A 16,152-nucleotide genomic window follows, 5' to 3' on the forward strand; every position below is an offset into this window, starting at 1 on the left:
CCCACGGCAGGATAGAGACGAGAACCTACCGCGTATATGACGGACTGGACATTATCGCAGACAAGAAGAAATGGGGCGGAAACATGACCATCATAGAGTATGAATCGTCCACAGTCAAAAAGTCAACAGGAGTACACACCTCAGAAAAAGCCTGTACGTCAGCAGTATGCCCACGGATACTCCGCAGCCCGGAACCATCGTACGCAACCACTGGTCGATAGAATGCATGCACTGGGGGCTGGACCACAATCTTCAGCAGGACAATATAAAACGCAAGTCGTCGAGAGCTGCCCGAAACCTCGACACCATACAGAGAATAGTTTACTCGGTGTTCTCAATATGGAAAGGACTTCGCAAAAAACAATCGGATAAGAATAAAGGCATGGCCGAACTGATCAGACATATCTCGACGAGCTTTACCCGACTAATGCGATTTTTAAGCCAAAAATGAAAAAAATAAGATTTTAACGAAGAGATAAACAACTGAAATACAGATACAACAGATTACCCGCTTCAGCTCGAAACGGGTAAGGGCAGGTATACACTTTATTTTATCTTAAATGAAAAAGCCGTGATGATACTCAGAGAATTATTCTAAAATTGTTGCTGACCGACCTGATTGTGTTCGATTCGCTGAATAGTTACGTTGACAACCCTTTGGCAATCGGAGGCTCCTACGAAAACAAACAAGCCATTCGGTGTTCCGGATGGCTCGAATTATGTGTCGAACTTATAGCGTTCGAGATATTATTTCAGTCGGTTTTGAATCCGGATCAGCGGATTTTTCCGGTGGGCGGAAGGGAGATGTCAAGAGTATAGAGTGGACAGTCTGAACATAAAGAACTTTATGTCGCCGACACCCCGGGACTGTGTCCTGAACGCCTTGATTTTTGCATTGAAGGATTCTGCCGAGGCATTTGTGAGCCTTCGCTCGAAATAGTTGATTATTGTGGTGTTGTGGTTCTCGAAAGTCTCCAGGACTTTGTTGAATTCATTGTTCCTGATGGCCTCCACTTCGTTGTACCATCTGGCGAGATTCAGTCTGGCAACTCCGGCAGAAGTCTTTTCGTTGAATATGTCCACAAGCTTTAGAAACAGTCCGTATGCCTTTTCCAGATCTGGGAATATCCTGAACAATATTCCGGCGCGTATCTTCTGCTGCCCGTTCCATTTTGATTTGTGCTTGAGTATGATATGCCGGCTGCGTGCCATTATCTGAGGCATGGTCTCGCCATTCTCCATCCTTTCGGGTTGCCACTGTCCGATCAGTCCGCGTTCTTCTTTTGAGGCTGCATTCTTTCGCCTCCGGCGATGCTCTCTGATTGCCTTGTTCTCGGCATCGAGTACCTCCCAGCGGTGTCGTATCCTCAGCTGGTCAACGGCTTCGGAAATGAGCTGCTGGACATGAAACCGGTCATTGACAAGCGATGTGCCGGGAAACACGTTTCTGACAGTCAGCATCATGGCTGAAGAAAGGTCTGTCGTAACCGTTTTTACCTTAAGGCGCTGCCTCAAAGGCGCTTTCCGCAGTATTGCCGACACTGTGTCACTTGACACACCACGGACCATCGCCGCAAGAGCTCCTCTGCCTCCATGCGCGGCCTTGTTGGTCAGTATGGTATAGACATCACCATTGCTCAGGCAGGTCTCGTCAAGACTCATGTCCGCGCCGAAATTTTCAGGATACAATATGTATTCATCGGCATGGTCAAGCTGGTCCCATGACCGATAGTCGCTGATCACTTCCTTGTATTGCTTGCGCAGTGTCTGTCCGTTCAGACCGTTGCGTGCGGCAAGAGTGGAGATGCTGACGGGAGTGCTCTCAATCTCCCTCTTTTAAAAAAGCGACGAACTCGGCGTTAAGCCTTGTGCCGTCGAACTCGGATACATCCCATTCATAGCTGAATATCTCGCCGGTGGATTTGTCAAGCCACTTGCGCTTCCGCACATGCAGGTATGTGGCACGCCCCCTTATGGGATAATCCTGTATAGTCCGGTAATCACCAAAACCGTAGCAGATTATGTTTTTATTGTACTTGTCTTCGCTAAGTTGTTCATTCTTCTCATCAAGCCAAATGTCGAAACGGCTCTCGCTTTTTTCAAAGCGGTCAATGTCGAAGTTGTCTATCAGGACTTCGGGGAGGATGGATCTGAGTAGTTGGTCTGGTTTCATTTTGCAAAGATAACACTATACTCCGACATCCCCCTTCCGCCCACCGGAAAAATCCGCTGACCCTGTTTTTGCCCAAAGTCGAAAATTCTGCGTAGAAACGCCGGTTGGGGATAACGAAAAGCCTCTGAAATCGTCTGGATTTCAGAGGCTTTCTGTATTTTGATGCTTTGTTTTGTGACCCCGGAGATTTCGGGGTTATTTCATCTGTTAGCACTGGCTATCAAAGAGTTGCAAGCAAGAGTATAGAGCCTACTCACTAATGGCTCACTCCGCTACTTCAATGTTCTTCACCGTTATGATGATACGGTAATGTAAAGGTAATGCTTTATTTCCAATCATCAAAGAGCCAAAGCGTTAAAAGTCCTTCGGACTCACGGGTATAGAAATTTTCCGGCTCACGGTTCAAAATGCCAAATCCATATATTCCATAAGAGAATGGCTTTTGCCGACTCACGGTTGATTTGCCGTGATGTTTTCAGCCGAAAACGCTTCCTGCGACTATCTTTTGACAGCGGTTATCTCATCGGTCAGCAGGTGTAATCAAATGCTGTCGGTTTTGTCTTTTTTTGCCATAAGTCAAAAATGGGCTACAAATTCCATGACTATCTTATTCTGTTCTGAAATTGCCGGAGTTACTCCTTTGTTATAAAAATATTGTTCATAGTTGAGGCGAATATCTGCCTGTAATGATTTCTTTCCCAGACTCAATGTAACACCTCCAGTCAGTCTATGCCTTTCAGGATCATCTACTTTGAGATTGCCGGATTCATCTTTCGTACCTTTGCTGTGATCTGACATATAGTCATACCTTCCGAGGAATGATATGGAAGTCAGACCTTTTTTCATCGGAAGTCGATATGCGGCAAATGCGTCAACCGCATTTACAGGCGTGAAAGAGCCGTGGGCATAGTGCTTGCGGAGATATTCCGCCTCGATGTGCCATCTCCGGTTTTGCCAGTAGACCCCTGCATCGTACATCATCACGTTCACATCCCCGGCATTTGCCTTCTGGCAACTGAGTGTGATATTAAATTGCCGGGCAATCATTGTCTGCGCCTTGAACGAGAAATTATAGTTGTTGGTCCAGAAATGTTTTTGATTTGTCAGTCCTGAGCCGTTGAATATACCTCCTTCAAGCGTAATGGGCATACGGTCGTTGAATGTCCACGATGCTGATGCCCCTACATCGCGCACATTGCCGACCTGCTTTGCTATGAAAGAACGATTGGCGAAATACTGTAGATGAGGTGAACGATGGGCATCAATGGTAAACGGCACTCTCATCTGACCGAAGGTGAACTTTAACACGTCTTTAGGTTGCAGACGTATATATGCGTCAAGCATCTTTATAGTACCCTCGTCCGAAAGGTCTATCTCGGCTTTGTATCTTACAATAGGAATCACCTTGCCTTCCACGCTCAGACGCGCATTGCGTATCTCAAAGCGTCCCTTATCTATTTGAGGCTCATATTCATATTTGGCCCGGATAGTCCCGTGTATTTCAGGGATAAATGGATTTTTATCCTGAGCCACGGCAGACAATGCAAATACTGACAATGCCGTCATAATTAAAATCCGTTTCATGCTGTCATTGGTTTATTGCTTGTTTTAATGTTTTTGATTGCCTGTAGAAAGGAACTGATAAAGGAATGAAGATAATACAAGAGCATCAGATAGGAATATGAGGGGGCTCCTTCATCAAAATCTTCATGGGTCATCCCTTTGGAATGTATGGCGATGCTGTGTTCGATAAAATCTTTCTCCAAGCCCGCATCTCCATTAATCTTCACTGTATCAACATCTGAACTGAGTATGCTGTCAGCTAATTGAGACAGTCGGACAATCCCTCCACGAATTGTTTCGATCTCACATTTGTAAGAGATAGGTATATAGCCATCCGGGGACGTGACAAGATGACGTGTGGTTTCGGCAATCTTGTCCGTAGCCTCAAGCATATATTCACAATATAGCGCAGTCTTGCCGATAGTATCGTCAGTGTCTGCCGAACTATTCCGGACTTTATCGCTGATTATATCAATGGTCTGCGAACCGATTCGATGATTCTTGCATACCGCAATATTATCATTGTTTGAAAGACATTCCAACGCTTTGTCGATAATCGGACCGCATGACTGCATCGTCATAGTCAAGCAAGACTTTTCAACAGGACGGGCGGGGATAAAACAATACATTTCCTTGACCTTACGTCTGCGTATATGCCGTCGCAACATAATGATGATTCCGGCCAAAGCCATTATCGAGAGAACTGTAACGTACATGATTTATAGTATTTCTTTGATACAAAGTAACCGCATTTTTATTTCAAGTTTATATCGGAAATATTAGATAAACATTAAATCTATCAGTCAATTACGACATAAAAAAGATGGGAGATATGCACTCCCATCTCAATCTTAGGAACAATCTTTTTTACCTTAGACTTTATGCTGTTGGTACCATGATTTTGGCAGGGCGTGTGCGGAAATCCGAGTCGCGCAGCTTGGCAAACGCCCGCAGATATTTCCTTATTGACGATACCATTTCCTGCGTTTCCTGAAGCAGATTGACATAGACATACAGAACAGCCATTGCCGATGTGTCTCCGTCGCGGAGCTGGTCATGCACACGATGATATGTGTCGGAAACAGTATCCTTTATCTCGTCACAGTGTCGGCGAAGTGTACTTATCATATCTGTATCCCCGCTCCCCATAAGTTTGACGGTATCATTGAACAGTGTACTTATTTGTGTCCGTATCATCTCGTATTCAGTAGTATATTTGGGAGGCAGAGGAAGGAAATTGTTGTCGACATGCTCTTTGCAGACCTCGTTGATGCGGCGCAGGTTGTAAAGTATGCCCATACAGCAGTTGTTGCTGAGATAGAACCAAGTGCTTTTTTCTATCGCCATCTCGCGTGTCAAATGACGCAGACATAGAGTTTCCTTACGGCGGGCGTTTTTAAGCGTGGTTTTCTGGCGGGCGAGACTCGATTCCGTCTTGCCGAGAATCCCGGCGCTCTCAGTTATGAAAGCCGATGTTATATCCCGGTATTTTTCCTCGGCATAGGTCATGAACTTCTCTTGTTGCTCGGTGATATACATCATAAGCAACGGCCATGTCTGTGTTTTATCCTGAGTGGATATTATAGTCTGGAACAGTGCATCACCGTTATCTTCTTGTGTCTTCTTTCTGAACCTCCGGTTGCTGTTGATGATTATGAATATCGTCAAAGCCGCCAACAGAAGCATCACCCACTGACCACCATAGTGCATTGCTGCAACAATCAGTCCTGCGCCGATAAACGCCGCACCCGCAGTAAGAAACCAACCGCCGATTACGGAAATCACGCCGGTGATGCGGAACACAGCACTTTCACGCCCCCATGCCCTGTCGGCAAGAGAAGTACCCATAGCGACCATAAATGTTACGAAAGTGGTTGACAGGGGCAGTTTCAGTGAGGTGCCGAGGGCAATGAGTGCTCCGGCAAGTACTAGATTGACAGAGCCGCGTATGAGGTCGAAAGCCGCACCTTGATCCATAATGGTCTCATCCACATTAAAACGACGGTTGAACCAACGGCGTACTTTCGCGGGTGTGACACGCCTTAACCAAGAAAGGAATGATAAGGTCCATCTTACCAGCCGCCGGGCAATGCGGGAAGAACCAAACATCTCATCGCCACCCTGCTGGCTTCCGAGACCGATTTCAGTCTTGGTCACATTCCGGGCTTTTTTTGACGTTGCAAGTGACACCACCATTATGACTCCGGCACCGATGAGGAAATATATCGGTGTATTTGCCGGGCCGTTAAGTGAATCCATAAGGAAACCTTTGGAGTCCCCTCCGCCGTTAGCCATAAAATCCTGATATGAAGCCAGACCGCTCAAGGGAACACCTATGAAGTTCACAAGGTCATTACCTGCAAATGCCACGGCAAGCGAGAATGTACCCATCAGCACAATTGCTTTCAGCACATTAACCTTGCAGACATGGAGCAGTTGCATCAGCACTGTAAAAACTGCGAAACAGGACAGTATGATCAGCGCAGTATTGTTTTTTATCCACGCTTTCAGTTCAGGGGTCATGAAAGAAAGATCTTTAGCTCCTTTAATCAGAAGAAAGTAAACAATCGCAGTTGCACATATACCTCCGAATATTCCTATCTTCCATTTCAGGTTGCTCCGGTAATTGAACGAGAACACCATACGGGATATGAACTGCACCACCGTTCCGAAGAAAAAGGCTATCGCCACCGACAGGAATATTCCGAGAATCACCGACAGGGCTTTCTCCGTGTTAAGCAAGTCATCAAAACCGAGACCGATGCCTCCTGCCATTTTAATCAATGCAACGACAAAGGTGGCTCCCAGCAGCTCGAAAACCATTGACACGGTTGTAGAGGTAGGCATACCCAGCGAGTTGAACACGTCGAGAAGGATGATGTCCGTGACCATTACCGCCATGAAGATGCAGATAAGGTCATAGAACGAAAAATGCTCGGGACGGAAAATTCCGTGCCGGGCAATCTCCATCATTCCGTTACTCATTGCCGCACCGATGAACACACCGATGGAAGCGACAATCAGGACTCTTTTGAATGATGCCGCCTTAGACCCGATAGCCGAGTTCAGGAAGTTGACAGCATCGTTACTCACACCCACTGACAAGTCGAACACGGCCAGCAGGAAAAGAAAAATTACTACGCAAAGAAACAGTATTTCCATTGTTTTCTCAATTACTTATTCTGCCGCAAAGTAACTAAGAAAACATTTCATGATTATTTCAAAATCCTTAACCATTTATTAAAACTGCCGGACTGACAGAGTGTTTAATTGCGGTCAAACCTTATATAGCTCTGTTCGATGGGTTTATACGTCGGGTCATTCCACAGACAGCTTGAAATCATCAGGTCCGCACTTATTCGGTTGCAGGCAATCGGCACGTTGTGGAGACGACATTGACGCAAAAGCATCTGAATGTCCGCCTCGTGGGGCTGCGCATTGAGGTCGTCTATCAGGAATATGGCAAGATCAATTTCGTTTCTTACCACCATTGCCGCTATTTCGGCATCACCGCCCATCGGTCCGGAGTTCATACATTCGACTTGGGCATCTATTCCGGCTTCTGAGAAAGCATTCTTTACAAGCCCTCCAGTCGTGCCGGTACATACCAGCTCATGCTGTGAAAGGTATTGGGCGTTGAATTTTACCCAATCTACCATATCGGCTTTGCGTTGGTCGTGAGCTACAAGCGCGATTTTTAGTTTTGTCTTCATTTTGAGTTTCTTAAAAATGTTATTTTGAACAATAATCCGCCTGAGCATTGAGTTTCGGCGAAGATTTCACCGCCATGAAGAATCACGGCGTTTTTCACTATCGAAAGCCCGAGTCCGGTGCCACCGGCCGCTCGTGACCGTCCCTTGTCAATGCGATAGAACCTTTCAAACAGTCTTGGCAGGTGTTCGGGAGGAACGCCGCATCCGTTGTCGGACAATGCAATTACAACTTTATCGTTGTCGATACTGATTAATTCTATTTTTATTCTGGTTCCTCCACTATAAACAATCGCATTGTCTATAAGGTTGTTGAAAACGGCCTCAAGCAGAGAAGCATTACCGGCCATGATTACGTTATGAGAAACAAAATTCTCAATCCTTATGCCCTTTGTGGCGGCGATTATCTGTCGGTCCTCAACTACGTCATTTATTATATCCGTGAGATTAACCAGTTCTTTCAATATAGAGGCGCTTCCGTCGTCCATGCGTGTCAGGAGCGAGACATCGGTCAGAAGCCTTTGGAGCCTTTCTGTGTTTGTAAGACAACGTTGCAGGAACAATATCTGCTTTTCATCGCTCATATTCCTGTGTGCCAGCATCGTCTCCACACTAACCCTGATTGATGCGACCGGGGTTTTCAGTTCGTGATTTATGTTGTTCGTGAGTTGCTTTTTGATGCGTTCCTTTTCAAGCTGTTCATGGAGGGCGGCGCGATGTTCGCTGTCCCTGTCGGCGACAGCCTGTTGCAAACGGGCATAAAGGCGGACAATGTGGTTTGAAATCTCGCCAAGCTCGTCATGAGGGAACGGTTCTGTGTCGGAAATCTGGGCACCGTTTTCTACGTTTTCCGCAAATCTGTTCAGCCTGATTATGTGGAGGCCGACCCTTCGGGTTGCGAAATAGCCAAGTACGCACATCACCATTGTGATAATCCCCATAATCCACAGAAAGCCATAGTCGGCCTGCAACAGTCCTCTGAATGAAACCGAATATGGCACCGCAGTACGGACAATATTCCCGTCATCGCTCTTTTTCGCCGAGTAAAAATAGTAGTTGCCCGTACTCTCGCTGTGCCGTCTTACAGCGTAGCCCGCCCCATGCCGTACGGCATCCCGTATTTCCTGACGGTCAAGGTGGTTGGTTTTAGGCAGGGAATCAAGTGTGTTGTCATATATTATATGTCCTTTGTCGGAAATTACGCTGACACGGATATCGTCAAACGGTTTGAAATCGTCCAGTCTGATATCCGGCACATCGTGTCCCTCACCAAGTTCGGTAAGGATATATGTGTTGATAAGCTGTAGTTGCTTGTCAATCTCCTCCGCCTTGAATTCCTTTTCCCTGTGATACTGAAACACGACAAAGCAACCGACCATCAGCAAGGAATATCCAAGAAGCCACACGAACAGCCGCTGCGGATAGGAGAGCTTATTCAATAAACCCATAACCGTAGCCCGAGCGAGTTACAATATTCTTGCCGTAGATGCCGATTTTCTGGCGTATACGGGTTATGTTCACATCTACAACCCTGTCAAGCACCACAACCTCGTCGGACCATATCTCGTTGAGCAAATCCGCGCGGGTGAAAACCTGCCCCCGGTTGGAGATTAGTTTGAGCAGTATCTCAAACTCCTTTTTGGGCATTCTCACCTCTGTCCCGTCAACCGTGCAGGTCCTGTTTTTTGCAGACAGGACCAGCCCCCTGTATGAAACAAGGTCAGAATCAGTCTTGGCAGGTGCGACATAAGCCGCCGTACGGCGAAGCACAGTCCTTATTCGGGCAAGCACAGAATTAAGAGAATATGGCTTCATGATATAGTCATCAGCCCCGAGATCGAGTCCCGAAATCATATCCTCCTCCGTGTCTTTTGCTGTGCAGAATATGATGGGAACGGAGGCCGTTGCCGGATTCGACTTCATTATGCGTGCCAGTTGAGTCCCGGATATTTCCCCCATCATAATATCGAGGAGTATCAAGTCATAGGCGGCAAGATTGAGGGCAAGAGCCTCCTCCGCGCTATACGCCATGTCGACCTGATAGCCTTCCGCTTCAAGATTGAATCCAAGGCCGTCACACAGGGCTTCCTCATCATCGACAACAAGTATCTTCTTTTTTGTTTCCATGCTGCAAAATTACTAATAATCGGTTAAATACTATCCTAATGATCAAAAGTTTAATAAAAGTTTAATGACACAATTTATTTCATAAAATCTAAACAAATCTGATAAACCCATGAAATATTAGTTGGCGAATTTTGCAGCGTGAATCAGAAACAAAACAACAATCACAATGAAAAAAGTAATGTCAACTTTTTGGGTCGCACTTGCTTCAAGTCTGACCATTATGGCGGCTGACAGTCCGAAATACGGACAACTTAAAGGCCGCATCCTTGACAATGAGAAGAACCCACTGCCGGGGGCGGTGGTTATCATTGACAGCAACAAGCTGTCGGCGGTTACAGATCTCGACGGCTTTTTCTCGTTTGCCAACCTTTCATCCGGGAATCATAATCTGAAAGTAACTTATATCGGTTTTCTTCCGGTCAGTAAAACAATCGTGGTTTCGGAAAAATCGACGGTTGATGACATTGTAATGTCGGATACATCACGGGAACTGAATGAAGTTGTAGTGACCGGCGTTTTCTCCGGGCAGCAGAGAGCCATAAATGCCCAGAAGAATAATGTCAATATAACCAATGTGGTGTCTGCCGACCAGATTGGCAAATTCCCCGACTCGAATATCGGAGACGCTCTGAAACGGATAAGCGGTATCAATGTGCAGTATGATCAGGGCGAGGCCCGCTTCGGTCAGGTACGCGGCACTCCGGCTGAGTTCAGTTCAGTGACAATCAACGGGTCAAGACTGCCATCGGCCGAGGGAGACATTCGCAATGTTCAGCTTGACCTTATACCGTCCGATATGATTCAGACAATAGAGGTCAGCAAGACACTTATGCCGGATCAGGACGGCGATGCTATCGGCGGTTCTATCAACCTCGTTACTAAAAATTCGCCACACAGATTTACTGTCGGAGCCGTAGCGGGAACAGGCTACAACTGGATAAGCCGTAAGGCTCAGATGAATTTCGGCCTCACTCTCGGTAACCGTTTCTTCAATGACCGCTTCGGAGTGATGCTTGCGGCCTCCTATAATAATGCGCCAGCCGGATCATATAATACAGAATTTATATGGGAAAAGGATGACGACGGCAAAATCTATGTCAACGACTATCAGATAAGGCAGTATTATGTCACACGAGAGCGACAGAGCTACTCATTGTCGCTCGACTGGAAGTTCAATGACTTCAACAAGGTCTGGTTCAAGGGTATTTTCAACAACCGCAATGATTGGGAAAACCGTTACAGGACAACACTCAAAGACATTACGCCCGAAGGGAAAGCCGATGTGCGTGTCCAGACAAAAGGAGGTTCGGGTGACGAACGAAACGCCCGTCTTGAACGCCAACGGACAATGGATTTCACTTTGGGAGGTGAAAACCGTTTAGGTATCCTTGGCATGGACTGGAAACTGGGATATGCACGGGCTACGGAGAAACGCCCGAATGAGAGATACATCGACTACCATCTCAAATCGCAGAGGTTCAGTTTCGACCTGAGTAATCCGAGAGAGCCATTTGCCACTCCCGATGAAGGATATACAATGACCTTGAATGATGACTTTTCGCTCAAAGAGCTTACACAGCAGCAGGAGGATATTGTGGAGCAGGACTTCAAGGCGGCACTGGATTTCAAGGCCCGACTTAGCGAACGCTCAAAAATCAAGTTTGGATGCAAGTTCGTGAACAAGACAAAAGATAAGGAGATAGACTATTACGAATACACTCCGCTTGACAAAAAGGCATTTAACGCAGATGCGCTTGCACATACCACAGACCAAAGTACTGACAGATTCATGCCTTCCTCAAAATATCAGGCCGGCACATTCGTTGACAAGAAATTTCTTGGCTCCCTCAATCTTGACGATTCCAATTTGTTTAAGCGAGAGCAAATTGCAGAGGAACTTGCGGGCAATTTCCATGCGAGGGAGAATGTGGCATCAGGTTATGTGCGTATTGATTCCAGACTTTCCGACCACCTTAACTTTATGGGCGGTCTGCGTGTCGAGAACACATCACTGCGTTACATAGGCAGAAATTACGATGATGAATCCAACAGCGTCTCCAAGACCGAGCCTGAGACTTCAAATTATATAAATTTCCTCCCCTCATTATTATTGAAATGGGACATCAACAAGGATTTCATGCTGCGTGCCGGTTATAACCAGTCCATATCCCGGCCAAAATATTCCGCACTCGTTCCCGGCATGAATATCAAACGTGGCGACAATGAGATAAGGATCGGGAATCCCGGTCTGAGAGCAACGACATCTCACAATATCGACCTCAACGCTGAATATTACTGGAAATCAATCGGACTTGTTTCCGCCGGAATTTTCTATAAAAGAATAGAAGGATTCATCGTTGATGAGGTGGCTTATAACAAGGAGTATCAGGGTACTGTCTGGACTAAGTTCACACAACCTAAAAACGGTGGAAACGCTAATCTTTTCGGAGTGGAAATGGCATGGCAGCGCGATTTCAGTTTCATCACACCGGCGATGAAGTGTCTCGGACTTTACGCTACATACACCTATACCCACTCACGCATTACCGACTTCAACTTCGAGGGTCGTGAAAACGAGAAAGGCCTTAGCTTGCCCGGTTCTCCCGAGCATACAGCCAATCTCTCGCTATATTTCGACAAGTGCGGTTTCTCCGCAAGAGCCTCATTCAACTATGCCTCGGCATTTATCGATGAAATGGGCGCAAGTTCGTTCTACGACCGATACTATGATGCCGTGAAATATCTGGACCTGAACGTCAGCTACACATTCGGGCGCAAAACAAAAATAACCGTATATGCCGACTGCAATAACCTCCTCAACCAGCCTCTGCGCTATTATCAAGGTAGCAAGGACTACACGATGCAGCAGGAATATTACGGAGTGAAACTCAACGGCGGTGTAAAAGTAACATTCTAAAAATACAAAACAATGATTCGTAAATTACTTATCGCGGCTTTGGCTCTCATCCCCTCTTTTGGAGCCATTGCCCAAACTGAAATCGCCAAAGGCGATGTGAACCTGATGGTAGTGTCAGACCTCGGACGTAATGGTCACTATGACCAGAAGCCTGTTGCCGCGACGATGGGTAGAATTGCAGAACAAATAGGACCCGATGCTATTCTTGCTCTTGGCGACACACATCACTACGGCGGAGTGGAGAGTGTGACAGATCCCTTGTGGATGACCAACTATGAGCTTATCTACGACCACCCGGAGCTTATGGTGAACTGGTATCCCGTCTGCGGTAACCATGAATATCGCGGCAACCCCCAAGCGGTTATCGACTATTCCGGCATATCCCGCCGTTGGGAGATGCCGGCAAGATATTACACCAAGACCTTTGAAGATGACGGGACAACTGTCAAGGTGGTATTTCTCGACACTACTCCTTTGATTGACAAATACAGGAAAAAGACCGACACATATCCCGATGCTGTGAATCAGGATACCGAAGCCCAGTTGCAATGGCTCGAAAAGACTTTGACAGAGGCGACGGAAGACTGGATCGTTGTGGTCGGTCATCATCCCATCTATGCCTATACTGACAAGTCGGAATCTGAGCGGGCAGACATGCAGAAGAAAGTTGACACAATTCTGCGGAAGCACAATGTGGACATGTATATCTGCGGTCATATCCACAATTACCAGCACATCCGCCGCCCGGATTCAAAAATCGACTATGTGGTCAACACATCCGGCTCCCTCACACGGACTCCGAAAGAAATCGAGGGCACCGTATTTTGCAACGATTCTCCCGGATTCTCTGTCCTGACCGCCGACAAAGAGAATCTTAAACTGAATTTGCTCGATAAAGAAGGCAAAACCATACATGTGGTAAGCCGCACCAAATAGTGCGTGGCTTATGTGATATTCTGACAAATAACTACAAAACTCAGATACGTTTCATGCTCTTTCATGGAACGTATCTGACTGTGTATTTTAATAATCTAAATTTATCTAACAATGGACAAAATCCTCATTGTAGATGCCTCCGGCTCCGACCGTCGGCTCATGGTTGGCTTGCTTACGCGAGCCGGCTACGAGCCGATAGCAGTCGAGACGATGGAGGCTGCAAAAGACGAGGTGGTGTTATCGCCTTGGCGCTCTCAGCGAAGCGTAGAGAGAAACTTCCACCCGGCGCAGTGATTAACTCGTAAACTCGTTGAGCTAAAGGTTGTCGCGGCGATTAAATTCGTCCGTGGCACAGCGCAGGAGTTAACCAACTGGCAGAAGACTGAGGGATACGGATTTACCGTAGCCGTCATAACACTCACTCAAAAAGGGATTATTTTGCAAACTCATATATAATGATTAACTTTGTGGAACAAATCGAAAATACAGCACAGTTCAACAATATGAAATGGCAGTTGTGCATATAGCTACGCTCAACGAATAGCACTCTCAACTAATGCTATTCAGCAATAGGTAGGCTTATCGAAGCCTGCCCTTTATTGCTTTGCCGTATATCCCCATTTTACAATTTCATTTTACATTAGGCAGCGTTACACCGCATTATGTGGTGTGGCTTACTGTATCTTATCATATTGATTTGAACAAGTGAATTATAGCTATAAACAAATATGGCTCATCGCATATCCTGTGATGATGAGCTTTCTTATTGAACAGCTGATAAATATAACCGATGCCTTGTTCTTGGGGCATGTCGGTGAAATCGAACTTGGCGCATCCGCACTTGCCGGAATATGGTTCTTGGCAATCTATATGCTTGGCTTAGGGTTCAGTGTAGGGCTGCAAGTTGTAATTGCACGACGCAACGGAGAACAAAAATACGAAGAAACTGGAAAAACGTTTTTTCAAGGCTTGTGTTTCTTACTGATACTTGCGTCATTACTTTGTCTGTTATCAAAGTTCTTTTCTCCGCAACTATTAAGGTATCTGATTACCTCTGCCGAAGTCTATAATGCAGTTGTCAAGTATCTGGATTGGCGTATAATAGGATTGTTCTTCTCTTTCCCGTTTCTTGCTATCCGCTCGTTTTTAGTCGGCATTACAGAAACAAAACCTCTGAATTTAGCTGCTTTAACTGCCGTATTGATGAACATTCCTCTCAACTGGCTTTTGATTTTCAGATATGATATGGGTATATCAGGAGCCGCTATCGGCTCTTCATTTGCAGAGTTGTGCTCATTGTTGATATTGGTAGCTTATATGTTTCTTTTCGTAAGAAAACACAAGTATGGTTTATCTTGGCGTATAGACATAAAAATACTAAAAGAGGTGTTTTCTGTCTCTGTCTGGAGTATGCTCCAGTTTTTTACAAGCGTAGCCATCTGGTTCTTGTTTTTTATCGCTATTGAGAGATTGGGAGAAATCGAATTGGCGGTATCTAATATTGTAAGAAGTGTTTCCGCTTTATTCTCTGTTATAGTAACTGCATTGGGGGCTGTCACAAGCTCTTTGGTAAGCAATTCAATTGGCGCAGGTGAGAGAAATGCTGTTTTTCCGCTTTGTCATAAGGTAATCCGATTGGGGCTTTATATCGGTACCCCATTGATTATTATTGCGTTGTCACTTCATCAATTAATTATCGGGGCATATACTGAAAATCCGGTTGTTAAGCAAATCGCATGGCAACCATATGTGGTTATGCTTCTGAATTACTTCTTCGCACTGCCGGGTTATATTTATCTTAATGCGGTGACAGGTACCGGTGCGACAAAGACCGTATTCTTTTTTCAAGTAATCACTACTATCGCCTATTTATTCTGTTTATGGGGATTGAGTAATCTCAATGTCCGATTGGCAACTTATTGGAGCGTAGAATATCTATATGTGATAATGCTCGGTATTCAATCTTTTATTTATCTGAAATTATACAATTCAAAAAACAACAGGATATGATGAATAAAATATATCCCCGTAAGGGTGACACACAAACCGTTTATCTGAACGCAGTGGTTAAAGATCCGTCGATTGAGGTAGGTGATTACACGATTTACAATGATTTTATCTCAGACCCTCGTCAGTTCGAGCAGAATAATGTGCTGTATCATTACCCTATTAATCATGAGCGACTGATAATTGGCAAGTTTTGTTCCATTGCCTGTGGTGTAAAGTTTCTGTTCAACTGTGCCAACCATACTCTAAAATCTTTGTCAACCTATACCTTCCCTCTGTTTTATGAAGATTGGGAATTGGAAAAGTCAAATGTAGCCTCCGCTTGGGATAACAAAGGTGACATCGTGATAGGCAATGATGTATGGATTGGTCTTGAGGCAGTTATTCTTGCCGGTGTAAAAATCGGAGATGGTGCCATTATAGGAACAAGAGCAGTCGTAACCAAGGATGTTCCTCCTTACTCTATCGTTTGCGGCATACCGGCAAAAGTAATCCGCAAACGGTATAGCCCGGATATTATTGAGCAACTACTGTCGCTTCGGTGGTGGGATTGGACAAAGGATAGAATAAAAAGAAATCTACCATTCATTATGGCTGGGAATATTGAAAACATGACAGAATAATAAATATTACATATCTGTTTAACTTAATTATTTGTAATCCGCAAAACATAAAGTGCAAAACGGAACACGCCGCTAAAAATTAGGTCCTCTGCCAAG

Annotated in this window: 14 protein-coding genes; 6 read left to right on the forward strand and 8 right to left on the reverse strand. The window is 45.5% G+C overall.

The annotated features are described in order from the left end of the window. The first annotated feature begins 166 nt into the window (after window positions 1–166). Complete coding sequence (locus C5O23_RS10845; protein WP_107032967.1) at window positions 167–451, forward strand: hypothetical protein; 285 nt, start codon at window positions 167–169, stop codon at window positions 449–451. A gap of 356 nt (window positions 452–807) precedes the next feature. Here C5O23_RS10845 and C5O23_RS10855 read toward each other — a convergent pair whose 3' ends face one another. The 8 genes from C5O23_RS10855 to C5O23_RS10890 form a co-directional block, all read right to left on the reverse strand. Continuing rightward, window positions 808–1,827, reverse strand: coding sequence for an ISAon1 family transposase (locus tag C5O23_RS10855; RefSeq protein WP_107032969.1), 1,020 nt, complete (start codon window positions 1,825–1,827; stop codon window positions 808–810). After that, window positions 1,823–2,173: an ISAon1 family transposase N-terminal region protein gene (locus tag C5O23_RS10860; RefSeq protein ID WP_107032970.1), complete on the reverse strand. Its 351-nt coding sequence runs from the start codon at window positions 2,171–2,173 to the stop codon at window positions 1,823–1,825. Before C5O23_RS10860 ends, C5O23_RS10855 begins: the two co-directional genes overlap by 5 nt. Window positions 2,174–2,749: 576 nt before the next feature. Then, window positions 2,750–3,757 (reverse strand): porin, encoded by a 1,008-nt coding sequence (locus C5O23_RS10865; RefSeq protein WP_107032971.1) that lies wholly within the window; start codon window positions 3,755–3,757, stop codon window positions 2,750–2,752. After that, a complete protein-coding gene (locus tag C5O23_RS10870) occupies window positions 3,754–4,452 on the reverse strand; it encodes a hypothetical protein (protein ID WP_107032972.1) in 699 nt (232 codons plus the stop codon). Before C5O23_RS10870 ends, C5O23_RS10865 begins: the two co-directional genes overlap by 4 nt. A 163-nt stretch (window positions 4,453–4,615) precedes the next feature. Further along, the gene (locus C5O23_RS10875) at window positions 4,616–6,898 is read right to left on the reverse strand and encodes an inorganic phosphate transporter (RefSeq protein ID WP_107032973.1); all 2,283 of its coding nucleotides are present in this window, start codon (window positions 6,896–6,898) and stop codon (window positions 4,616–4,618) included. 104 nt (window positions 6,899–7,002) lie between these two features. Further along, window positions 7,003–7,449, reverse strand: a complete 447-nt coding sequence (locus C5O23_RS10880) for a methylglyoxal synthase (RefSeq protein ID WP_107032974.1) — start codon at window positions 7,447–7,449, stop codon at window positions 7,003–7,005. Next, window positions 7,446–8,894, reverse strand: coding sequence for a sensor histidine kinase (locus C5O23_RS10885; protein ID WP_107032975.1), 1,449 nt, complete (start codon window positions 8,892–8,894; stop codon window positions 7,446–7,448). The genes C5O23_RS10880 and C5O23_RS10885 overlap by 4 nt, the downstream gene beginning before the upstream one ends. Beyond that, a complete protein-coding gene (locus tag C5O23_RS10890) occupies window positions 8,878–9,573 on the reverse strand; it encodes a response regulator transcription factor (RefSeq protein WP_107032976.1) in 696 nt (231 codons plus the stop codon). Before C5O23_RS10890 ends, C5O23_RS10885 begins: the two co-directional genes overlap by 17 nt. 166 nt (window positions 9,574–9,739) lie before the next feature. Between C5O23_RS10890 and C5O23_RS10895 the strand changes: the two genes are divergently transcribed. From C5O23_RS10895 to C5O23_RS10915, 5 genes are all read left to right on the forward strand, one after another. Further along, window positions 9,740–12,490: a TonB-dependent receptor gene (locus tag C5O23_RS10895; RefSeq protein ID WP_107032977.1), complete on the forward strand. Its 2,751-nt coding sequence runs from the start codon at window positions 9,740–9,742 to the stop codon at window positions 12,488–12,490. 12 nt (window positions 12,491–12,502) lie between these two features. Continuing rightward, the gene (locus tag C5O23_RS10900; RefSeq protein ID WP_107032978.1) at window positions 12,503–13,426 is read left to right on the forward strand and encodes a metallophosphoesterase; all 924 of its coding nucleotides are present in this window, start codon (window positions 12,503–12,505) and stop codon (window positions 13,424–13,426) included. A 159-nt stretch (window positions 13,427–13,585) separates the two neighbouring features. Further along, window positions 13,586–13,720, forward strand: coding sequence for a hypothetical protein (locus C5O23_RS14595; protein WP_262497271.1), 135 nt, complete (start codon window positions 13,586–13,588; stop codon window positions 13,718–13,720). A 411-nt stretch (window positions 13,721–14,131) separates the two neighbouring features. Then, the gene (locus C5O23_RS10910; protein ID WP_240597799.1) at window positions 14,132–15,436 is read left to right on the forward strand and encodes an MATE family efflux transporter; all 1,305 of its coding nucleotides are present in this window, start codon (window positions 14,132–14,134) and stop codon (window positions 15,434–15,436) included. Further along, the gene (locus C5O23_RS10915; protein WP_107032981.1) at window positions 15,433–16,056 is read left to right on the forward strand and encodes a CatB-related O-acetyltransferase; all 624 of its coding nucleotides are present in this window, start codon (window positions 15,433–15,435) and stop codon (window positions 16,054–16,056) included. Before C5O23_RS10910 ends, C5O23_RS10915 begins: the two co-directional genes overlap by 4 nt. Window positions 16,057–16,152: the final 96 nt, after the last annotated feature.

Source organism: Duncaniella muris, from assembly GCF_003024805.1.
In the GTDB taxonomy this organism is placed as follows: Bacteria; Bacteroidota; Bacteroidia; order Bacteroidales; family Muribaculaceae; genus Duncaniella; species Duncaniella muris.